The sequence below is a fragment of the Novosphingobium sp. genome, from assembly GCF_019748365.1.
Taxonomy (GTDB): domain Bacteria; phylum Pseudomonadota; class Alphaproteobacteria; order Sphingomonadales; family Sphingomonadaceae; genus Novosphingobium.
In genome coordinates, this window is sequence record NZ_JAIEPN010000016.1 from 18,987 (window position 1) to 37,524 (window position 18,538).

The 18,538-nt window shown below is 67.4% G+C and carries 25 protein-coding genes; 10 read left to right on the plus strand and 15 right to left on the minus strand.

From position 1 onward, the window contains the following. Positions 1-11 precede the first annotated feature (11 nt). From K5Q19_RS02525 to K5Q19_RS02555, 7 genes are read right to left on the minus strand one after another with little or no spacing between them, the layout of a single operon-like run. Positions 12-293: a hypothetical protein gene (locus K5Q19_RS02525; RefSeq protein ID WP_292940805.1), complete on the minus strand. Its 282-nt coding sequence runs from the start codon at positions 291-293 to the stop codon at positions 12-14. Beyond that, complete coding sequence (locus K5Q19_RS02530) at positions 290-616, minus strand: hypothetical protein (RefSeq protein ID WP_292940808.1); 327 nt, start codon at positions 614-616, stop codon at positions 290-292. The genes K5Q19_RS02525 and K5Q19_RS02530 overlap by 4 nt, the downstream gene beginning before the upstream one ends. 28 nt (positions 617-644) lie before the next feature. Beyond that, complete coding sequence (locus tag K5Q19_RS02535; protein ID WP_292940811.1) at positions 645-932, minus strand: hypothetical protein; 288 nt, start codon at positions 930-932, stop codon at positions 645-647. A gap of 25 nt (positions 933-957) precedes the next feature. Beyond that, positions 958-1,338, minus strand: a complete 381-nt coding sequence (gene pspC / locus K5Q19_RS02540; RefSeq protein WP_292940813.1) for an envelope stress response membrane protein PspC — start codon at positions 1,336-1,338, stop codon at positions 958-960. After that, positions 1,335-1,643 carry an envelope stress response membrane protein PspB gene (gene pspB / locus K5Q19_RS02545; protein ID WP_292940816.1) on the minus strand — a complete coding sequence of 103 codons (309 nt, stop codon included), beginning with the start codon at positions 1,641-1,643 and terminating at the stop codon, positions 1,335-1,337. The genes pspC and pspB overlap by 4 nt, the downstream gene beginning before the upstream one ends. A gap of 3 nt (positions 1,644-1,646) precedes the next feature. Continuing rightward, the gene (gene pspA / locus K5Q19_RS02550) at positions 1,647-2,453 is read right to left on the minus strand and encodes a phage shock protein PspA (protein ID WP_292940819.1); all 807 of its coding nucleotides are present in this window, start codon (positions 2,451-2,453) and stop codon (positions 1,647-1,649) included. Further along, positions 2,453-2,614, minus strand: a complete 162-nt coding sequence (locus tag K5Q19_RS02555; protein ID WP_292940822.1) for a hypothetical protein — start codon at positions 2,612-2,614, stop codon at positions 2,453-2,455. The genes pspA and K5Q19_RS02555 overlap by 1 nt, the downstream gene beginning before the upstream one ends. Positions 2,615-2,798: 184 nt before the next feature. Between K5Q19_RS02555 and pspF the strand changes: the two genes are divergently transcribed. Then, positions 2,799-3,836 (plus strand): phage shock protein operon transcriptional activator, encoded by a 1,038-nt coding sequence (pspF, locus tag K5Q19_RS02560; protein WP_292940825.1) that lies wholly within the window; start codon positions 2,799-2,801, stop codon positions 3,834-3,836. Between the two features lie 13 nt (positions 3,837-3,849). Here the strand turns inward: pspF and K5Q19_RS02565 are convergent, their stop codons facing one another. Beyond that, a complete protein-coding gene (locus tag K5Q19_RS02565; RefSeq protein WP_292940828.1) occupies positions 3,850-4,293 on the minus strand; it encodes a VOC family protein in 444 nt (147 codons plus the stop codon). A gap of 85 nt (positions 4,294-4,378) precedes the next feature. On the opposite strand from K5Q19_RS02565, the gene recF reads away from it, so the two are divergent. Further along, positions 4,379-5,452, plus strand: a complete 1,074-nt coding sequence (gene recF / locus K5Q19_RS02570; RefSeq protein ID WP_292940831.1) for a DNA replication/repair protein RecF — start codon at positions 4,379-4,381, stop codon at positions 5,450-5,452. Positions 5,453-5,554: 102 nt separating this feature from the next. Here recF and K5Q19_RS02575 read toward each other — a convergent pair whose 3' ends face one another. Next, positions 5,555-6,232: an arylesterase gene (locus tag K5Q19_RS02575; protein ID WP_292940834.1), complete on the minus strand. Its 678-nt coding sequence runs from the start codon at positions 6,230-6,232 to the stop codon at positions 5,555-5,557. 99 nt (positions 6,233-6,331) lie between these two features. Here K5Q19_RS02575 and K5Q19_RS02580 point away from each other — a divergent pair, with 99 nt between their 5' ends. After that, positions 6,332-7,015, plus strand: coding sequence for an ABC transporter ATP-binding protein (locus K5Q19_RS02580; RefSeq protein WP_292940876.1), 684 nt, complete (start codon positions 6,332-6,334; stop codon positions 7,013-7,015). Further along, positions 7,012-9,555, plus strand: a complete 2,544-nt coding sequence (locus tag K5Q19_RS02585) for an FtsX-like permease family protein (RefSeq protein ID WP_292940837.1) — start codon at positions 7,012-7,014, stop codon at positions 9,553-9,555. Before K5Q19_RS02580 ends, K5Q19_RS02585 begins: the two co-directional genes overlap by 4 nt. Positions 9,556-9,683: 128 nt before the next feature. On the opposite strand, the gene K5Q19_RS02590 is transcribed toward K5Q19_RS02585, so the two are convergent. Continuing rightward, positions 9,684-10,100 carry a DUF805 domain-containing protein gene (locus K5Q19_RS02590; RefSeq protein WP_292940840.1) on the minus strand — a complete coding sequence of 139 codons (417 nt, stop codon included), beginning with the start codon at positions 10,098-10,100 and terminating at the stop codon, positions 9,684-9,686. After that, on the minus strand, positions 10,097-10,324 hold the full coding sequence (locus tag K5Q19_RS02595) for a hypothetical protein (RefSeq protein WP_292940843.1): 228 nt from the start codon (positions 10,322-10,324) through the stop codon (positions 10,097-10,099). Before K5Q19_RS02595 ends, K5Q19_RS02590 begins: the two co-directional genes overlap by 4 nt. On the opposite strand from K5Q19_RS02595, the gene typA reads away from it, so the two are divergent. Next, complete coding sequence (typA, locus tag K5Q19_RS02600) at positions 10,323-12,149, plus strand: translational GTPase TypA (protein ID WP_292940846.1); 1,827 nt, start codon at positions 10,323-10,325, stop codon at positions 12,147-12,149. The two genes, K5Q19_RS02595 and typA, sit on opposite strands and share 2 nt — an antisense overlap. A gap of 92 nt (positions 12,150-12,241) precedes the next feature. Here the strand turns inward: typA and K5Q19_RS02605 are convergent, their stop codons facing one another. After that, complete coding sequence (locus K5Q19_RS02605; RefSeq protein ID WP_292940849.1) at positions 12,242-12,688, minus strand: nuclear transport factor 2 family protein; 447 nt, start codon at positions 12,686-12,688, stop codon at positions 12,242-12,244. 77 nt (positions 12,689-12,765) lie between these two features. Between K5Q19_RS02605 and K5Q19_RS02610 the strand changes: the two genes are divergently transcribed. The 4 genes from K5Q19_RS02610 to K5Q19_RS02625 all read left to right on the plus strand — a co-directional run bounded on the left by K5Q19_RS02610 (position 12,766) and on the right by K5Q19_RS02625 (position 16,006). Next, entirely contained in the window at positions 12,766-13,527 is a 762-nt protein-coding gene (locus K5Q19_RS02610) for a helix-turn-helix domain-containing protein (RefSeq protein ID WP_292940852.1), read from the plus strand. A gap of 168 nt (positions 13,528-13,695) precedes the next feature. Further along, positions 13,696-14,142, plus strand: coding sequence for a hypothetical protein (locus tag K5Q19_RS02615; protein ID WP_292940855.1), 447 nt, complete (start codon positions 13,696-13,698; stop codon positions 14,140-14,142). A 121-nt stretch (positions 14,143-14,263) separates the two neighbouring features. Then, positions 14,264-14,635 carry a hypothetical protein gene (locus tag K5Q19_RS02620; RefSeq protein ID WP_292940858.1) on the plus strand — a complete coding sequence of 124 codons (372 nt, stop codon included), beginning with the start codon at positions 14,264-14,266 and terminating at the stop codon, positions 14,633-14,635. A gap of 138 nt (positions 14,636-14,773) precedes the next feature. After that, a complete protein-coding gene (locus K5Q19_RS02625; RefSeq protein ID WP_292940861.1) occupies positions 14,774-16,006 on the plus strand; it encodes a glycosyltransferase family 1 protein in 1,233 nt (410 codons plus the stop codon). On the opposite strand, the gene K5Q19_RS02630 is transcribed toward K5Q19_RS02625, so the two are convergent. Genes K5Q19_RS02630 through K5Q19_RS02640 form a run of 3 tightly spaced genes read right to left on the minus strand, consistent with a single transcriptional unit; the run spans position 16,003 to position 17,437 of the window. Further along, positions 16,003-16,437 carry a hypothetical protein gene (locus K5Q19_RS02630; protein ID WP_292940864.1) on the minus strand — a complete coding sequence of 145 codons (435 nt, stop codon included), beginning with the start codon at positions 16,435-16,437 and terminating at the stop codon, positions 16,003-16,005. The genes K5Q19_RS02625 and K5Q19_RS02630 overlap by 4 nt on opposite strands. A 53-nt stretch (positions 16,438-16,490) precedes the next feature. Further along, positions 16,491-16,814 (minus strand): DUF2218 domain-containing protein, encoded by a 324-nt coding sequence (locus tag K5Q19_RS02635; protein WP_292940867.1) that lies wholly within the window; start codon positions 16,812-16,814, stop codon positions 16,491-16,493. Further along, positions 16,811-17,437 (minus strand): PadR family transcriptional regulator, encoded by a 627-nt coding sequence (locus K5Q19_RS02640; RefSeq protein ID WP_292940870.1) that lies wholly within the window; start codon positions 17,435-17,437, stop codon positions 16,811-16,813. Before K5Q19_RS02640 ends, K5Q19_RS02635 begins: the two co-directional genes overlap by 4 nt. A gap of 307 nt (positions 17,438-17,744) precedes the next feature. Here K5Q19_RS02640 and K5Q19_RS02645 point away from each other — a divergent pair. Beyond that, a partial coding sequence (locus K5Q19_RS02645; protein WP_292940873.1) for an AAA family ATPase occupies positions 17,745-18,538 on the plus strand: 794 nt, incomplete at its 3' end.

Below are 18,538 nucleotides of genomic sequence, written 5' to 3' on the forward strand. Positions count from 1 at the left end.
GGAGGGAATGTTCAGTTGGCGGCGGTGCGCAGGTCTTCGATCTCGTGGGCGAGCGCGGCGGCTTGCTGGCCTTCACGGTCGGTCGCGATCCGTTCGAGCACGCGGACCCGCTGTTCGAGCTTTTGCGCCTGTGCCGCGAAGCTGGCAGCCTGCTCGGAACTTTCCTTCACCGCGAGTTCGAGCTTGCGCTCCTTGAAGGCGAGGCGGCGCTTGTAGACATCGGCGATCACCCCGAAGACCGAGACGAGACCGATCATCAGCGCGGCGAAGGCAATGGCATCGGCGGCGGTCATTGCTTGGTGCTCCTGGCCGGATCGGACGCGCGCAGCGCCTCGATCTCGTGAGTAAGATGGTAGCCGCTGTCGGTGACGATGCGCTCGACATTGGCGAGGCGGTCTTTCACCGAGCCGAGCTCGGCACGCAGCTGGGCGTTTTCCTGGCTGAGCAGCTTGATGCGCTCCAGCTCCTCGCTGCTGGTCTTGGGATAGACCGACTTGCCCCACGAGTTTTCGAGCGGATAGCCATGGCGGACACGCAGCCAGGTGTTGATGATCCAGCCGACAGTGAGTGCGACGGTGGGCAGCGCGATGAGCGCGGGTGAGACTTCGATGGCCATGGGTTCCCCCTTGGTGTGATGCGAATGGTCAGGCGTTGCCGCGTGGCTTGTCTTCAAGGCTGACCGGCGTGCGCCCGCCATCCCTGAGCGCTTCGATCTGGCTCGCCACATCGTAGCTCTTGTCAGTGACAATGGCTTCGAGCACGCGGACCCGTTCTTCGAGCGTGGCGGCGCGGGCGGCGGCCTGGGCGTTGGTTTCGCTGAGCGCCTTGGCGCGGATTTCCTCAAGCTTGCGCTGGTGCTGGGTCCAGATCGCGATGATCGGGATGAGGAGCGCGAGGACCGGGATCATCAAGGCGAGTGTGCCGTTGTCCATTGGTAGTACCCCCTTGGAATTGCGCTTAGCGGAGCTTTTCGATCTCTGCGGAGAGACGCGGATTGCCCGAGACGTAGAACTGCTCGACCTCGGCAAGGCGGCGATCAATGTCGCGGAAGGTGCTGCGCACTTCGCGGGCGGTGCGGGCCGGCGACTGGCGCACGCCCTGCCAGAACTTCTGCTCGTCGCGGTCGGCATAGAGCCGGGGCGGCTTCTTGTCGGCCAGGAAGCCGAGCGCGAAGTAGATCAGGAACGGCCAGCCCATCGAGAAGGCAAGGACGACGAAGCCGACGCGGACCCAGAGGACGTCGATCCCGGTGTAATCGGCAATCCCGGCGCAGACGCCCATGAACTTGCCATTGACCTTGTCACGGTAGAAGCGGGTGTGCTGGGGCTGGTTGCTCATTTGGAAGTCCCCCTCTGCTGCGCGACCAGACGGTCCAGCTCGCGCAATTTCTGGTTGTCGCTTTCAAGATCCGGCACCACGCGCGCCGGGCGGAATTCGGGATTGTCGGCAGCGACGAGGCGTTCGACGGTGTCCATGCGTTCATCAAGGCGGCGGGCGAGCTGGTAGAGCTCCTCGAGCAGCGCCTCGTCCCCCGAGGTGAGCGTCGCGGCGGTCTTCCACTTGGTGATGTAGTGCAGCACGACCCAGGGCAGCCCCACGAAAAGCGCGAAAATGGCTGACAGCGGAATGACGATGTCCTCCATGGCTCAGCCCTCCTTCTTGTCGGCTTGGCCAAGCGCGCGCTTCATCGCCTCGAGCTCTTCATCGACCTTGTCCTGCCCCGCGAGCGCGGCGATCTCATCCGCGAGGTTCGCAGGCTGGCCATCGGCGAGGCTCAATGCATCGGCGCGGCCTTCGGCATAATCAACGCGGCGTTCGAGCTGGTCGAAGCGTGCGAGCGCCTCGTCGACGCGCTCGCTGGTCATCAGCGTGCGCAGGCGGACGCGGTTCTCGGCGCTTTCAAGGCGGGCGGCGATCGCGGTCTGGCGGCTGCGGGCTTCGCGCAGGCGCGTCTGCAGCTTTTCGATGTCCGCCTCGTAGGCGCGCATCGAATCGTCGAGCACCTTGATCTCGCCGGCGAGCTGGGCGCCCATGTCGGCGGCCTTGTTCTTTTCGACGAGCGCGGCGCGGGCGAGATCCTCTCGACCCTTGGAGAGCGCGAGCTGGGCCTTGTCCGCCCAATCGGCCTGGAGCCGATCGAGCTTGGCCACATGGCGGGCCATCTCCTTCTGATCGGCGATGGTGCGGGCAGCCGAGGCGCGCACTTCGACGAGGGTTTCCTCCATCTCCATGATGATCATGCGGATCATCTTGGCCGGGTCATCCGCCTTGTCGAGCAGGTCGTTGAAGTTGGCGGCGATGATATCGCGGGTGCGGGAGAAGATGCCCATCAGGTTGGCTCCGGTGGCAAAAGAGGCGGACGTTTCGGCTTCGGGACGGCGTAGCGCACCGAGCTCGATTTCGAAACGGGATTGCGAGCGCCCGGCAGGTCTGACGGGCGTATCGGCGCCCATCAGGCGAGCTCACCTGTGATCGCGGCGCTGGAAGCGGTGATCTGGGGCGCGGCGGCCGAAACCGGGCGGGTGGCGACGGAGAGGTTGAGCGCCATCATCGCTGCGATGCTGATCAGCGCCGCGCGGCCGAGCTGGGTCGAGAAGAAGCGGGCAGTGTACATCGGAAGTCTCCTGTTGTTCCCCTGTGTGGGGGTTGAGCCATGCTTTGCAGGAGGCGTGCCAAATGGCGAAAGTGGCGGAATTGGGCGGTTTTGGCGGATCAGCATTTTGGCCTATGTGGGGATTCTTGCCTAGGCTTGGGAAATTCTGCTATCCCTTGGGACGGGATACGATGCGGGGCATTCCATGGATCGCGAAGTCCAGTTCATTGGCCAATCGAGCGCCTTCCTCGATGCGGTGGAGCGCGCCAGCCGCGCCGCGCCGATGCGCCGCCCGGTGCTGGTGATCGGCGAGCGCGGGACCGGCAAGGAACTGATCGCCGAACGCCTCCACCGCCTCTCGACGCGGTGGCAGGAACCGCTGGTGACGATGAACTGCGCGGCGCTCCCCGAGACGCTGATCGAGGCTGAACTGTTCGGCCATGAGGCGGGGGCGTTTACCGGCGCGACGCGGGCCCGCGCGGGGCGGTTTGAGGAAGCCAACGGCGGCACGCTGTTTCTCGACGAGCTGGGCACGCTTTCGATGGGCGCGCAGGAGCGGCTGCTGCGCGCGGTGGAATATGGCGAGGTGGCGCGGATCGGCGCGAACAAGCCGATCATGGTCGATGTGCGCATCGTGGCGGCGACCAACGAGAACCTGCCGAAGATGGCCGATGAAGGTCGCTTTCGCCCGGACTTGCTCGACCGGCTGAGCTTCGAGGTGATCACCCTCCCCCCGCTGCGCGTGCGCGAGGGGGATATCGCGGTTCTGGCGGACTATTACGGGCGGCGCATGGCGGCGGAACTGGGCTGGGCAAGCTGGCCGGGCTTTGCCGCGCATGTGGCCAAGCAGATGGAAGATTATGCCTGGCCGGGCAATGTGCGCGAGCTGCGCAATGTGGTGGAGCGCGCGGTCTATCGCTGGGACGATCCGGACAGGGCGATCGGGCATATCCAGTTCGATCCGTTTGAAAGCCCTTGGCGGCCAGCAGGGGCGGTGGCGCCAGCGGTGAAGGCGGCAGGGAACACGGCGGCGGAGACCCCTGCCCCGGCGGTTCAGCACGATCTGGACGGCGTGAGCGACTTGCGCGGCGCGGTCGATGCGCATGAGCGGGCGATTCTGGAGCATCACCTGGGGCGCAACCGCTATAACCAGCGGCAGACGGCGAAGGCCTTGGGGCTGACGTATGACCAGCTGCGGCATTGCCTGAAGAAGCATGGGCTGCTGGAGCGGGGTGAGCAATAAATAGGGACTGTCCCTATTTATTGCCTGCCGGTTCGCTGAGCGCAATGCGGTTGCCTTCGCTGTCCTCGATCTCGGCGACGAAGCCGGCCTCGCCGATGTCCTTTTTCGGGTACAGAACCTTGCCGCCGTTTGCCGTAGCGCGGCTGAGGACGGGGTCGATGCGCGGCACATCGAAGTAGAGGATCGCGCCCGACTTCGAGGGCACGTAGACATCGCCCTTTGCAAGCGCGCCGCTGGCGCCTGGCTTGCCGTCGACGCGGGGGAAGAAGGCCATGGCATAGCCATCGACGTCCTGCCGGGTGAGCTTCGTTTCGAACACGGCCTCGTAGAAGCGGACGGCGCGATCGAGGTCGGTGACGGGGATCTCGAAGTGGACGACGGGGTTCATGGCAGGCCTTGGTGCGGGGCCGTTGGCGCTGAGGGCGAGCGCGAGGGCGAGCGGGAGGAGGAAGCGCATGGCGCTTGAAGGTTCCGCAAGCGTGGGGGCTTGTCAATCAGGCCGCTTTGCGCCTTGGCCCGAAACGCTCTAACGCCTCGCAGCGATGCCCCTCACCCGCCTCACCTTGCGCGATTTTCGCAACCATGCCGCGACGCGGCTGGAGGAGACGGCGCGCTTCAATGTGCTGATCGGCGAGAACGGCGCAGGCAAGACCAATGTGCTGGAGGCGATCTCGCTGCTTTCGCCGGGCCGCGGCCTTCGGCGCGCGAACCCGGCGGAAATGGCGGGGCGCGGCGGGGATGGCAGCTTTGCGGTTGCGGCGGAGCTGGGCGGCGGCGACGTGGCGCTGGCGACCGCGACCTCGCCCGGCGCGCCGGGGCGGCGGACAGTGCGGATCAACGGCGCGGAAGGGCCCGCAGCGCGGCTGGGCGAATGGCTTTCGATCACCTGGCTGACGCCCGCGATGGACCGCCTGTTTGCCGAAGGCGCAGGCGCGCGGCGGCGGTTTCTGGATCGGCTGGTGCTGGCGGTGGAGCCGGGCCACGCGCGGGTGGCGAGCCGATACGAGACGGCGCTGCGGGAGCGCAACCGCCTGCTCGAAGGGCCGGGCGAGCCCGATCCGCTGTGGCTCGACGGGATCGAGGCCGGGCTGGCCGAAGCGGGTGCGGAGATGGCGCGGGCGCGGGCTGGATTGGTTGCGGGGCTGGCGGGGGCGCTGGCGGACTTGCCCGAAGCGCCGTTTGCACGGCCGGCGCTCGCCTATGTGGCGGGCGGGCCGGTGGACGCGGAAGCCTTGCGCGCGGCCCTGCGCGAGGGGCGGCGGCGTGACCGGGCGGCTGGGCGGACGCTGACGGGGCCGCACCGCGATGATCTGGGCGTGACGCTGGCGGCAAAACAGGCACCTGCGGCCGATTGTTCGACGGGCGAACAGAAGGCGATGCTGATCTCGATCGTGCTCGCCCATGCCGCGCTGACGGCGGGGGCGCGGCCGCAGGTTCTGCTGCTGGACGAGATTGCCGCGCACCTCGATCCGGTGCGGCGCGCGGCCTTGTATGAGCGGCTGGCCGAGGCGGGTGCGCAAGTGTGGATGACGGGGACCGAGCTGGCGCCGTTCGAGCCGCTGGGGGCGGATGCCGCGGTGTGGCGCGTGGCGGATGGGGCGGTGGTGCGGGGGTAGCGCTTGCCGCTTGCCCACCCCAAACCCCTCCCGCAAGCGGGAGGGGCTTTTTGTTGCGCGGGTTGCTCCCCTCCCGCTTGCGGGAGGGGTTGGGGGTGGGCCCTAGCGCGCGGTCGCCGCCTTAAGCGCCTTGGCCACATCATCCTTGGTAGCCGCGACGATCCTGTTCACGCCCTCGGCGTTCGGATGGATGTGATCATCGAGCATCAACGCATCGTTGCCGATCACCGCTTGCAGGAAGAACGGCACGAGCGGCGCTTTGTGCTTGGTCGCAAGCGCGGGGTAGATGGGATTGAAGGCGCTGACATAGTCCTTCCCCATGTTGGGCGCGGCGAGCATGCCGGTGAGCATCGCGGGGATCTGGCGCTTGTCGAGCTCGGTGAGGATGGCATCGAGATTGGCGCGGGTCTCGGCGGGGGGAAGCCCGCGCAGCATGTCGTTGCCGCCGAGGCCGACGAGGACGAGGCTGGGTTTCACTTTCTGGTTGTCGAGCGTGAAGGCGAGCCGTTCGCGGGCGGCGGCGGTGGTATCGCCCGAGACGCCGGCATTGACGACGCGGACGGGCGTTCCGGCGGCATTGAGCGCGGCTTCGAGGCGGGGGGGATAGCCCTCGCCCGGGGCGAGGCGGTAGCCGGCGTAGAGGCTGTCTCCGAAGGCGAGGATGACGGGGGCGTCTGCCGGGATGGCGGGCGCCGCGCTTGTCTGGAGGGCTTCGGGCGCGGGGGCCGGTTTCGAGCAGGCAGCAAGGGCGGCGAGAAGAAGCAGGGCAAGGCGGCGCATCGGGAGTCCTCAAGGGCTAGGTTGCGAGGTGCAACCCATTCGTGGCAATAGCGGCAAGTGACTAGTTCCGCCACCGGCTCGCCCTCCCCTGCCCCCCTGATCCCAGCCACCGTCATCGATGCGCGTGATCTGACGCTGAGCCTTGGACAAGGCGAGGCGCGGGTGGATGTGCTGCGCGGGGTGAGCCTTGCTGTCGCGCCGGGGGAGACGGTGGCGCTGCTGGGGCCTTCGGGTTCGGGCAAGAGCTCGCTGCTGGCGGTGCTGGCGGGGCTGGAGCGTGCAGGAAGCGGCAGCCTAAGCGTCGCTGGGCAGGACTTCATGGGGCTTTCCGAGGATGCGCTGGCCGCGGCGCGGCGCGGGCGGATCGGGGTGGTGCTGCAGGCGTTCCACCTGTTGCCGACGATGACCGCGCTGGAAAACGTGGCGACGCCGATGGAGCTGGCGGGGGTGCGCGATGCAGCACCTGCAGCAAGGGCGGCGCTGGAGGCGGTGGGCCTTGCGCACCGGATGGGGCATTATCCGGCGCAGCTTTCGGGCGGCGAGCAGCAGCGCGTGGCGATTGCCCGCGCGCTGGCGCCGCGCCCCGCGCTGGTCTTTGCCGACGAGCCGACCGGGAACCTCGATCACGCCAATGGCGAGGCGGTGGCGGAGCTGCTGTTTGCGCAAGTGGCCGAAGCGGGCGCGACCCTGCTGATGGTGACGCATGACGAGACGCTGGCGAAGCGCTGCGGGCGGATCGTGCGGCTGGAGGATGGGAAGATCATCGCGGACAGCGCGGCGTGAGCCGGTGGGCCTTGGCCTGGCGGCTGGCGCGGCGGGGGCTGGACTGGCGGTTTCGCGGGCTGCGGCTCTTGATCGTGTGCCTGGTGCTGGGGACGGCGGCGCTTTCGGCGATCGGGACGCTGACGGGCGGGATCGGGCGCGAACTGGCGGCGCGCGGACAATCGATGCTTGGCGGCGATCTGGAGCTGACCTTGGCGGGGCGCGAGGCAGCGGCAGACGAGCTGGCAGCGATGCGCGGGATGGGCGCGGTTTCGCAGGGCGTGCGGCTGCAGGCCATGGCCCGGCGCGCGGAGAACGCCGACGATGCGGTGCCGGTAGAGCTGAAGGCGGTCGATGCGCGGTGGCCGCTTTATGGCGCGTTCACGGTCGAAGATGGCCGCAAGGCAGGTGCGCCACAAGGGATGACCGCGTGGATCGATCCCGGCGTGAGCGACCGGCTGGGCGTGAAAGCGGGCGACCGGCTGAAGATCGGGCAGGCAGACCTCGTGATCGGCGGGGTGATCGCGGGCGAGCCGGACCGCCTCTCCGAAGGCTTTGCGCTGGGGCCGACGGTGATCGTGAGCGAGGAAGCGCTGGCGGCTTCGGGGCTGGTGCAGGTCGGCTCGATGGCGCGGTGGAAGTATCGGTTGCGCGTTCCGGGGAAGGCCGATCCGGCGGCGCTGGCGGATGCGTTCAAGGCGCGGTTTGCCAGCAGCGGCTTTCAGGTGAAGACGCGCGACAAGGCCTCGCCGGGGCTCGACCGGTTTGTCGACCGGATGGGGCAGTTTCTGGTGCTGGTGGCGCTGGCTGCGCTGGGGATTGCCGGAATCGGGATTGCGGGGGGCGTTTCCTCCTACCTCGAGGCGCGGCGGGCTAGCATTGCGACGCTCAAAATCCTCGGTGCGGATGCGGGCGATATCGTGCGGATCTACCTGCTGCAGATCGCGGCGGCGGCCGGCGCGGCGATTGCGCTGGGGCTGCTGCTGGGTGTGGGGATCACGCCGCTGCTGGCGCGGGCTCTGGAGGGGCTGCTGCCGATCCCGCCAGGGTTCACCGTGGATGCGGGCGCGCTGGCGGTGGCGGGAGCCTATGGCCTGCTCATCGCGCTGACCTTTGCCGCGCCGCCGCTGCTCGATGCGCGGCGGGTGCCGGCGATGGCCTTGCTGCGCGCGCGGGTGGCGCCGCTGGGGCGCGGCTGGCGAGTGCCGTTGTGGGCGGCGCCAGTGGGCTTGGGGCTCAGCGGGATAGCGGCGCTGGCCGTGCTGACATCGCCGCAGCCGTGGCTGGCGGCGGGGTTTCTCGGCGGGGCGGCGGCGGTGTTTGCGCTGCTGGCGCTGATCGGGCGCGGGCTTTCGTGGGCAGCGGCGCGGTTGCCGAGGCCGAAGCGGCCGCTGCTGCGCATGGCGCTGGGCAACCTGCACCGGCCGGGGGCGCAGACATCGGCGCTGGTGGTGGCACTGGGCTTTGCACTCGCGGCCTTCGTGATGCTGGCGGCGGTGCAATCGAGCATCGACGCCAATATCGCCAAACGCGTGCCCGAGCGGGCGCCGGATTACTTCGTGCTCGATGTGCCCAAGGGCGCGGGGACCGAGACGTTCAAGGCGCTGGTGGCAAAGACAGCGCCGCGCGCAGGCGTGCGCATGGTGCCCTCGATGCGCGGTGCGGTGATCGCCTATGGGCCCGAAGGGGCGATGACCGAAGTGGCGACGCTGAAGGCGATCCCCGATGAAACCTGGCTGCTGCGCGGCGACCGCGGGCTCACGTATTCCGTAGACATTCCGCAGGGCAATGTGCTGACCGAGGGACGCTGGTGGCCGAAGGACTACAAGGGTGAGCCGCTGGTTTCGGTCGACGCGGATCAGGCCAAGGCGATCGGCCTGAAAGTGGGCGATATGGTGCGCATCAGTCTGCTCGGCACCGAGCGGCAGGCGCGGGTGGCTTCGCTGCGGCGGATCGACTGGTCCTCGTTCGGTTTCAACTATGCGCTGGTGTTCAGCCCCAATGCGCTGGAGGACGCACCGCACACTTATGCCGCGACGATCACCCTCGCCGCGCCCGAAAAGCGGCAGGCGGTGCGCCGCGCGATCCTATCGGGGCTGGTGAAGGCGCTACCGGAAAGCTCGGTGATCGAGGTGGGGCCGGTGCTCGGGCAGGCGCGCAACCTCTTGGGGCAAGTCGGCACCGCGATCTTTGCCGCGGCAAGCGTGGCGGTGCTGGCGGGGCTGGCCGTGCTGGCGGGCGCGATCGCGGCGGCGCGGGCGGCGCGCCAGTATGACAGCGTGATCCTGCGCGTGCTGGGGGCAAGCCGGGGGCAGCTCCTGGCCCTGCTCGCCGCGGAATATGCGCTGCTGAGCGCGGTGCTGGCGCTGGTGGCGCTGGCGCTGGGCGGCGGGACGGCGTGGCTCGTGATCGTGGAATTGTTCGAGTTCGACTGGGCGCCCGATTGGGGCCGCGTATTCGCGGTGCTGGGCGGCGGTGTGGCGCTGGTGCTGGTGCTGGCGGTGACGGGCTCGCTCTCGGTGCTGCGGACAAGGCCGGCGGAGGCGCTGCGGGCTTTGTGACCGGCCACCTCCTCGTCACCCCGTGCTTGACACGGGGTTGGGCTTTTCTTCCAGCGTGGCGTGAGAAAAGAAAAGCCTAGGCCCGGATCAAGTCCGGGCCGACGATTCCAAGGTGATGTCCTCTTGTCCTAACTGAAAACGTCGATGTTGCTCGGGTTCTTGGGATCGGGGCCGTGCTGGTTGGGCCCGCGAGTCCCTTCGAGGCACATCAGGACGAACAGTGCAAAGCCGCCGAACAAGGGGATAAGGCCGAGCAGGAGCATCCAGCCCGATCGGTCCTGATCGTGCAGGCGGCGGACCGAAACGGCGAGCGCGGGGATAAAGCTTGCTAGCACGAACAGGCGGGCAATCGCCTCCCCCGCCCCGGTCAGGCGGCTGCCATAGCCGAAGCCATTGGGCGTGCGGGTGACCTCATTGGTGCCGAACAGCAGGTTCAGCACCACCATCACCAGCACGAAAAGCAGCACGAACATCCAGTATTCGCGGCGGCGCGAGCGGCCGGTGAACTCGAAGTAGCGGCGATAGGGCAGCAGCATCCAGTTCATCGCGGTGGTCCTTGCGCCGTGGCGGCGGTGCGGCACTTGAGCCACGAAACAGCGGCCCCGGCAAGCCTTGCTGCCGGATTGGTCGCGCTTTGCCCGCTGCGCTCCCTTGCCGCAGCGCACAATTGCAGGTATGCGCGCGCCGAAGCCCCGGCCCGCAAGGCCGGGCACGGCGCCTTGCCTGCTGCGCGCGCCGCATCCGAGATACCAATCGAAAGCGTTTCCATGTCCAATGCCTTGCGCAATATCGCGATCATCGCGCACGTCGACCACGGCAAGACCACGCTGGTGGACCAGCTGTTCCGCCAGTCCGGCACGTTCCGCGACAACCAGCGCGTGGAAGAGCGCGCGATGGATTCGAACGACCTCGAAAAGGAGCGCGGGATCACCATTCTGGCCAAGTGCACCTCGGTCGAATGGAACGGCACGCACATCAACATCGTCGACACGCCCGGCCACGCCGACTTCGGCGGCGAGGTGGAGCGCATCCTCTCCATGGTCGACGGCGTGATCCTGCTGGTCGACAGCTCGGAAGGCGCGATGCCGCAGACCAAGTTCGTGACCGGCAAGGCGCTGGCGCTGGGCCTCAAGCCCATCGTCGTCGTCAACAAGATCGACCGCCCGGACGGCCGTCCGCAGGAAGTGCTCGACGAAGTGTTCGATCTCTTCGTCAGCCTCGATGCCAATGACGAGCAGCTGGAATTCCCGGTGCTCTATGCCTCGGGCCGCAACGGCTATGCCAGCGAGGACCAGGACGCGCGCGAAGGCACGCTGAACCCGCTGTTCCAGAAGATCGTCGACCATGTGCCGCCGCCGGCAGCGGACGTCGACGGGCAGTTCAAGTTCCTCGTGACCTTGCTCGACCGCGACAACTTCCTTGGCCGCATCCTGACCGGCAAGGTCCAGTCGGGCACGATCAAGGTCAACTCGCCGATCCACGCGCTCGACCGCGACGGCAAGGTGATCGAGACGGGCCGCGCCTCCAAGCTGATGGCGTTCCGCGGCCTTGAACGCGTGCCGGTGGACGAAGCCAAGGCGGGCGACATCATCTCGATCGCCGGCCTCACCACCGCGACGGTGGCGAACACCATCGCCGATCCCAGCGTGACCGAGCCGCTCTACGCGCAGCCGATCGATCCGCCGACGCTGTCGATGCGTTTTGCGGTGAACGATTCGCCGATGGCGGGCCGCGAGGGCACCAAGGTGACCAGCCGCATGATCCGCGACCGGCTGGAGCGCGAGGCCGAATCGAACGTGGCGATCCGCGTGACCGAGAGCGCCGACAAGGACAGCTTCGAGGTTGCGGGCCGCGGCGAATTGCAGCTCGGCGTGCTGATCGAGACGATGCGCCGCGAGGGCTTCGAGCTCGGCATCAGCCGCCCGCGCGTGCTGTTTGGCGAGGACGAGACCGGCGGGCGCACCGAGCCTTACGAGACGGTGGTGATAGACGTCGACGACGAGTTCGCCGGCACCGTCGTCGAGAAGATGGCGACCCGCAAGGGCGAGATGACCGACATGCGCCCCTCGGGTGGCGGCAAGACGCGCATCACCTTCTCCGCCCCCTCGCGCGGCCTCATCGGGTATCACGGCGAGTTCCTTTCGGACACGCGCGGCACCGGCATCATGAACCGCCTGTTCGAGAAGTATGGCCCCTACAAGGGCCGCATCGAGGGGCGGAAGAACGGCGTGCTGATCTCCAACGGCACGGGCGAGGCCGTGGCCTACGCGCTCGGGCCGCTCGAAGAGCGCGGCATCCTGTTCGTGGGCGTGGGCACGCCGCTTTATGAAGGCATGATCATCGGCGAGAACGCGAAGCCGGAAGACCTTGAGGTCAACCCGATGAAGTCGAAGCAGCTGACGAACTTCCGTTCGACCGGCAAGGACGACGCGATCCGCCTGACCCCGCCGAAGATCATGACGCTGGAACAGGCCATCGCCTATATCGACGACGATGAAATGGTCGAAGTGACGCCGAAGTCGATCCGCCTGCGCAAGGCGCTGCTCGATCCGCACGAGCGCAAGAAGGCCGGGCGGAAGAAGGAAGCGGCCTGAGGCTTGGTTTCTGGTTGAGATAGAGAGGGCGGCCTTTGCGGGCCGCCCTTTTTTGTCGAGTGGTTGGGTAGGTAGCCGCTTCGGGCGATACCCTAACAGTAGCTCGGATCGAGGGTCGGTCCGTGTTCGGCGAGCCAGGCGAGCGCCGCCTGGGAGTCGCTTTCCGCCAGATCATAGATGTCGTTCATCGCCGCCACCTTTCCGTCCTGGAAACGCCACTGGCTCTGCGCGGAAAAGTGCAGAAGCGGCTTTTCGGCGAGGCGATAAACACCCATGGCGCGGCCGGTAATCACATCGGGCGCGAATTGACGGACCCCCACGCCAAACCACCAGCGCTGGTCGAAATGCCGATCAAAATTGGTGATCGACTTGCGGAACCCTGCGAGCACCGAGTCTGCCCCGCTCAAGTGACAGGGGAAGGGAGCGCCAGAGACCGTGTAGGTAACGTCATCGGCGAGGAGCGGTCGCAAGCTCTCCCAATCATCGCTCTCGACCGCTGCATCAAACGCCGAAATCCAGTGTTGCCATTGCTCTATCATGTCGTTTCCTCCTGCTGGACAGGATCAGCCGGAAAGGTAATGGACTCAATTATCTCGACATCATAATCAGCATCGCGATGACATTCGGTTCGACCCTTGCCCGTCTGCGTCGTGCCCGTGGCTGGTCACAGGAAGCGCTTGCGTTCCGGGCGGGGCTTTCGCAGCGACATGTCAGCTTCCTCGAGACCGGACGCGCGCAGCCTGGCCAAGGGAGTCTTGCCAAACTGGCAGAGGCACTGGCGCTGAAGGCATGGGAGCACAGGGAGCTGCTCCAGACGATTGCCCCAATGGCGAGCGAACCGGCAGTCAATCCGCCCGATATTGCGCTGGTGGCAGCGTTGATGGAGCGGTTCTCACCTTGGCCAGCCTATGCCTTCCGCCCGGACGGCTCGCAACTTGGAACAAATGCGTCGCTCAGGGGGCTGTTGAGGCTTGCTTCGCCGGATGAGGACATCTGGACGGTGACGGCTCCGGATGGCGGACCCAACATCTACGATCTGGTGTTTCATCCCCGCGGGCTGGTCGGCTTCATGGAGAACCCGCAAGAGGTGATTCCGGAGACCCTGCGGCGGCTGCGGATCGAAGCAGCGCATTCGCCGTCACTCATGCCGGTATTGCGGCGCATCGAGGCCTATCCTGCGGCCCGGATCAAGCCGCCGCCGGGCACGCCGCCGCCTCCCGTGTTGATCGAGCGCTACCGCATCGGGGGTGAGAAGCTGGCGATCATTTCGGTGCTCTCGCTCCTCGCCTCACCGGGCGAACTGGCGCTCGATCAGCTGCGGATCGAGAGCTTTGTGCCTGCAGACGCCGACAGCGAGCAGCTGATCCTTCGAATCTGAGCTTGGCAACAAGCACCGGCTCCGCGTTCATCAAAAGACCCTGAAACCTGAACATCGCCTGCAAACCACATGCCGGCACCGTTCAGGCAGCGAATCGTAAACCCATCCTCAACGGCAGCGAATCGAGATCGGGGGGTCCGATCCACGGCGGGCCGCTGGAGATGTGCGATGATCAAGTTTGCGAAAAAGGCCGTGCTTGCCGTGACCCTTGCCGCGACGGCGCTGGCCAGTGCCACGCCGGCGATGGCGGATCCCTACTACGGCGGCAGGTACGGCGGCGGGCGCCACCACCGCGGCGGCGACAGCACCGGCGCGGCGATTGCCGGCGGGATCATCGGCCTCGCGCTCGGCGCGATCATCGTTTCGGCAGCGAACCGCAACCGCAACCGCGACCGCGACCATTATGACCGCCGCTATCAGGGCCAGTATCAGGGCCAGTGGCGGGGCCAGCCGACCTGGCAGGGCGCCTATAACGGCGATCCCTATGACCAGCGCTATCAGGGCGGGCAGCCCGGCTACAGCCGCGACGGCTATCCGCAGGGCAACGACGGGTATTACGACCGGCGCGGCTATCGCGATCCGGAAACTGAGCGGGACGACTATCGCGGCAACTGACCGCAGGTTCGGGGCGGCGCGCCGCATCGGGCGCGCCGCTTCAGAAACGGTTCAGGGCCGGACCGCTCCTTTTTGAAGCAGTGGCGCAGGCCCGGGACCGGCCTCGCCGAGGAGAAGAGCCATGAAGCTTTGGAAACCAGGACTTGTCGCTGCCGCGCTTGCTGCGGGCAGCATGGCGATGGCGGTGCCGGCCGAGGCACACGGCCGACGCGGCGACGATGCCGCGCTGGCGATCGGCGCGGGCGTGCTCGGCCTTGCGGTGGGCGCGGCGATCGCTTCGGACCGCAACTCGGACATCTATGTGCGCTATGACAACCGGCCGCGCTTTTATGGCGGATACTATCCGCCCTACCCGGTCTACCGCGCCTATCCCGTCTATCCCGTCTATCGCGGCTATCCGGCGTGGCGGGGCTATGATCCGCGCTATGAACAGTGGCGGCGCTGGCGCGAACACGAACGCTGGGAGCATCGTCGAGGTTGGCGCGGCTGGTAAGCTTCCATTGCCTCCGGGGTCCAGCCGTCCCCCCACCCTCGCGATTTCCCTGCTCGCACCGGTCACTTGCGCGCGTCCGCGCCCGCAGGTGACCGGTGCGCCTTTCTTATACGGGTAAAAGACACTATGGGCGCGCGGATGGACCGCATCGCCGAGACCGCCAACGCAGCACCAGCGCAAGACACTCCCCCGGCGGAGGCCCCGCTGAAGGGGCTGCGCGTGGCGCTGCTGAGCGGCAATTACAACTATGTGCGCGACGGCGCGAACCAGGCGCTGAACCGGCTGGTGGGCTATCTCCAGCGGCAGGGCGCACAAGTCCACGTCTTTGCGCCCAAGGTGCGCAACCCTGCCTTTCCATCGATGGGCAAGCTGATCGGGCTGCCCTCGATTCCCGTGCCCGGGCGCGCGGAGTATCGCATTCCGTTTGCGCTGGGCCGCAAGGCGCGCGCCGATCTCAAGGCGTTTGCGCCCAATGTGGTGCACGTCTCCTCGCCCGATCCGGCGGCGCACCGCGCGGTGAGCTGGGCGCGGGCGCGCTCGCTGCCGGTTCTGGCGAGCGTCCACACCCGCTTCGACACTTATCCGCGCTATTACAACATGGCATGGCTGGAGCCGATCCTGACCGCGCTGCTGCGCCGGTTCTACCGCCGCTGCGATGCGCTGGTCGCCCCATCGGAATCGATGGCGCAAGTGCTGCGCGAGGAGCGGATGAATTATGACATCTCGCTGTGGTCGCGCGGGGTGGACCGGACGATTTTCAACCCGGGGCGGCGCGACCTCGAATGGCGGCGCGGCCTTGGCATTGCCGACGACGAGGTGGTGATCGGCTTCCTCGGCCGGCTGGTGATGGAAAAGGGGCTCGACGTGTTTTCGGACACGATCGACGAGCTGGCGCGGCGCAGCGCGGCGGACGGCACGCGCCACCGGGTGATGGTGGTGGGCGAAGGCCCCGCGCGCGCCTGGTTCGAGGCGCGGCTGCCGGGTGCGGTGTTCACCGGATTTCAGGGCGGCAAGGATCTCGGCCGCGCGGTGGCGGCGATGGACGTGCTGTTCAACCCTTCGGTCACCGAGACTTTCGGCAACGTGACGCTGGAGGCGATGGCCTGCGGCGTGCCGGTGGTGGCGGCGGCGGCGACGGGGAGCCAGAGCCTCGTTTCGGATGGCGTTTCGGGCCGCCTGATCGCGCCGGGGGCGCTCAACCAGTTTGCGGAAAGCCTGCGGGCCTATGTCGAGAACGCAGACCTGCGCGCGCGCCATGGCGCCGCGGGCGAGAAGCGCAGCCTCGATTTCAGCTGGGACGCGATCAACCAGGCCGTGGCTGATACCTATCTCCGGCTGATCCGCCAGAAGGCCGCGCTGAAGCGGCGCTAGCGCAGCACGCCCTTAGCGGCCATGCTGCGCGCGTAGATCAGGAAAAAGACGAGCGCGCTCCAGATCGTGAGCACGAGCCCGACCGGCGCTTCCTGCGGCGGGTGGAGCCAGAAGGCCTGCGTGAGTTGGCTGACGGCAAGGCCGACGAGCGAGAGCGCGAAGGCCGGGGCAGCCTGCTTCGAGCGGGCGATCAGCAGGAGCGAGCCCAGCAGCGAGCCCCAGACGCCGAGCGCCCAGAACGCGGTGAGCCAGGCGGGCAACGCGGCCATATAGGCGGCGCTTTCGGCGTTCATCCCGTTGGCGGCGAAGTAGCTGGCGGGGGAGAGTTTCGACATCAGGTAGTCGTAGCAGCCGAACAGGTTCCACAGCAGGCTGAGGACCGCGATGATCCAGAAGGATACGGGCGTTTTCGGTCTTGGGTTCAGGGGCATGGATGATCTCCCTCTCCGGCGCGGAGCTTACGCCGGAGAGGGAGCGCTGGCAATCAGCCATCCAGATCGGACCATTCCCACATCAATGTCTCGCGGAAGGCGAAGCGATCGATGTGGCGTTCGACCGCGCCCTTGAGGCCGTCACGCTGGCCGGGCTCGCTGGCATCGATCCGGCATTCGAGCGCTTCGGGGTGCGCGGTGAACGTCACCACGGCATCCCCCGCCCACGCAGCGCCGCGCGCATCGCGGGGGAAGGTGACGGTGCCTTTCGCCGCATCGAAAGTAACGGCAAGGTTGTGTTCCCAGTGCTTGCAGACCTGCTGGAGGTACTTGCTGGCGTGGGCGGTGGCGACATGGGCGGTGGCGGCGGCGCTCATTGCGGGGCTCCCAGACGTTCAATTTTGCGCGCGGCCTCGTCGAGGATATCGGCGATCTGGTGCGCGGTGGTCTCATCGAGCCCACCGCCTGCCCGGTGGCGCAGCGCGAGCATGAGGTTGGCGACGGCGCGGCGCAAGGGCGGGCTGCCGCTGCGGCCTTCGGCTTCCTGCCGAGCCTTGCCGAAATCGCCGAGGCGCTGGACGACGGCCCTGGCTTCCTCGATGCGGGGCGCGAGTTCGGCGCGGCCGGCCTCGGTCATGGTGAAGGCCTTGCGGGCGCCCTCGCCCGGAACCTCGGTGATCATGCCTTCGTCGACCAGCAACTGCAACGTGGGGTAGACCACGCCGGGGCTGGGCGCATAGGCGCCGGCGGCGAGTTCCTCGATCGCCTTGATCAGTTCGTAGCCGTGGCGGTCCTGCTCATCGAGGAGGAGCAGGAGGAGGAGGCGCAGTTCGCCGGGGCCGAACATGCGGCCCCTTCCCCCGAAGCGTCCCCCGCCGTGACGACCGTGGCGGCCGCGCGGGCCGGGGCCTTCGTCGTCCCAGTCCTCACCGCCGAAGCCGCCGCCCCAGCCACCGCGATGGCCCCAACCTCCGCCGAAGCCGCGCGCCATCATTTTCATGGCGATGTGATGTTTGAAGCCCTGTCCGTGAGTGGGTCCATGGCCGTGTCTGTAGAGTCGCATTGCATATCCTTGATGCTTCATGATGGCTCTAAGATATATCTTTTAACGCTCTTGGCAAGGGCTGGATCGAGATTTTTTGCCGCGCTCCAGAAAAGCGGGACCCCGGATCAAGTCCGGGGTCACGAAGGCTGGGGGCGGATTCCTATAGTCGTCACCCCGGGCTTGCCCCGGGGTCCCGCTTTCATCCTTGCCACGCAACGTGCAGGGTGACGGGCAAGGCCGGCGTTGGTATCGCCGGACCCCGATGTCCGACCTCTTCGCCCCTGCCCCTGCCGAAACGCCGCGCGAGAGCGCCGGCCACGATGCGCCGCTGGCCGAGCGGCTGCGTCCGGCTACCTTGCGCGAAGTCGTCGGGCAGGATCATCTGACCGGGCCAGACGGCGCGATCGGGCGGATGGTCGCGGCGGGGAAGCTTTCCTCGATCGTGCTGTGGGGGCCGCCGGGGACGGGCAAGACCACGATCGCGCGGCTGCTCGCCGATGCAGTGGGGCTGCGCTACGTGGCGATCAGCGCGGTGTTTTCAGGCGTGGCGGACCTCAAGAAAGCCTTTGCCGAGGCCGAGGCCATGGCCCAGATCGGGCGCAAGACGCTGCTCTTCGTGGACGAGATCCACCGCTTCAACCGCGCGCAGCAGGACGGGTTCCTCCCTTACGTGGAGAAGGGCACCGTCACGCTGGTCGGCGCGACGACCGAAAACCCCAGCTTTGCGCTGAACGCCGCGCTGCTGAGCCGGGCGCAAGTGCTGATCCTGCACCGGCTGGATGCCGAGGCACTGGGATCGCTGCTGGCCCGAGCGGAGGAGCTGACGGGCCTGAGGCTCCCTCTCACCCCGCCTGCGCGCGAGGCGCTGATTGCTTCGGCGGATGGCGACGGGCGGTTTCTGCTCGGGCAGGCCGAGACGCTGTTCGATGTCTCGCTCCCCGCGCCGCTTGGGCCGGAGGAGCTCGCGAAATTCCTGATGCGGCGGGTGGCGGTCTACGACAAGGACCGCGACGGGCACTACAACCTGATTTCCGCGCTCCACAAGGCGCTGCGCGG

Excerpts from the sequence above, each read along its gene's own strand:
- K5Q19_RS02525 (WP_292940805.1), bottom strand. The coding sequence starts at position 293 with ATGACCGCCGCCGATGCCATTGCCTTCGCCGCGCTGATGATCGGTCTC.
- K5Q19_RS02530 (WP_292940808.1), bottom strand. The coding sequence starts at position 616 with ATGGCCATCGAAGTCTCACCCGCGCTCATCGCGCTGCCCACCGTCGCA.
- K5Q19_RS02535 (WP_292940811.1), bottom strand. The coding sequence starts at position 932 with ATGGACAACGGCACACTCGCCTTGATGATCCCGGTCCTCGCGCTCCTC.
- pspC (WP_292940813.1), bottom strand. The coding sequence starts at position 1,338 with ATGAGCAACCAGCCCCAGCACACCCGCTTCTACCGTGACAAGGTCAAT.
- pspB (WP_292940816.1), bottom strand. The coding sequence starts at position 1,643 with ATGGAGGACATCGTCATTCCGCTGTCAGCCATTTTCGCGCTTTTCGTG.
- pspA (WP_292940819.1), bottom strand. The coding sequence starts at position 2,453 with ATGGGCGCCGATACGCCCGTCAGACCTGCCGGGCGCTCGCAATCCCGT.
- K5Q19_RS02555 (WP_292940822.1), bottom strand. The coding sequence starts at position 2,614 with ATGTACACTGCCCGCTTCTTCTCGACCCAGCTCGGCCGCGCGGCGCTG.
- pspF (WP_292940825.1), top strand. The coding sequence starts at position 2,799 with ATGGATCGCGAAGTCCAGTTCATTGGCCAATCGAGCGCCTTCCTCGAT.
- K5Q19_RS02565 (WP_292940828.1), bottom strand. The coding sequence starts at position 4,293 with ATGCGCTTCCTCCTCCCGCTCGCCCTCGCGCTCGCCCTCAGCGCCAAC.
- recF (WP_292940831.1), top strand. The coding sequence starts at position 4,379 with ATGCCCCTCACCCGCCTCACCTTGCGCGATTTTCGCAACCATGCCGCG.
- K5Q19_RS02575 (WP_292940834.1), bottom strand. The coding sequence starts at position 6,232 with ATGCGCCGCCTTGCCCTGCTTCTTCTCGCCGCCCTTGCTGCCTGCTCG.
- K5Q19_RS02590 (WP_292940840.1), bottom strand. The coding sequence starts at position 10,100 with ATGAACTGGATGCTGCTGCCCTATCGCCGCTACTTCGAGTTCACCGGC.
- typA (WP_292940846.1), top strand. The coding sequence starts at position 10,323 with ATGTCCAATGCCTTGCGCAATATCGCGATCATCGCGCACGTCGACCAC.
- K5Q19_RS02595 (WP_292940843.1), bottom strand. The coding sequence starts at position 10,324 with ATGGAAACGCTTTCGATTGGTATCTCGGATGCGGCGCGCGCAGCAGGC.
- K5Q19_RS02605 (WP_292940849.1), bottom strand. The coding sequence starts at position 12,688 with ATGATAGAGCAATGGCAACACTGGATTTCGGCGTTTGATGCAGCGGTC.
- K5Q19_RS02610 (WP_292940852.1), top strand. The coding sequence starts at position 12,766 with ATGACATTCGGTTCGACCCTTGCCCGTCTGCGTCGTGCCCGTGGCTGG.
- K5Q19_RS02615 (WP_292940855.1), top strand. The coding sequence starts at position 13,696 with ATGATCAAGTTTGCGAAAAAGGCCGTGCTTGCCGTGACCCTTGCCGCG.
- K5Q19_RS02620 (WP_292940858.1), top strand. The coding sequence starts at position 14,264 with ATGAAGCTTTGGAAACCAGGACTTGTCGCTGCCGCGCTTGCTGCGGGC.
- K5Q19_RS02625 (WP_292940861.1), top strand. The coding sequence starts at position 14,774 with ATGGACCGCATCGCCGAGACCGCCAACGCAGCACCAGCGCAAGACACT.
- K5Q19_RS02630 (WP_292940864.1), bottom strand. The coding sequence starts at position 16,437 with ATGCCCCTGAACCCAAGACCGAAAACGCCCGTATCCTTCTGGATCATC.
- K5Q19_RS02635 (WP_292940867.1), bottom strand. The coding sequence starts at position 16,814 with ATGAGCGCCGCCGCCACCGCCCATGTCGCCACCGCCCACGCCAGCAAG.
- K5Q19_RS02640 (WP_292940870.1), bottom strand. The coding sequence starts at position 17,437 with ATGAAAATGATGGCGCGCGGCTTCGGCGGAGGTTGGGGCCATCGCGGT.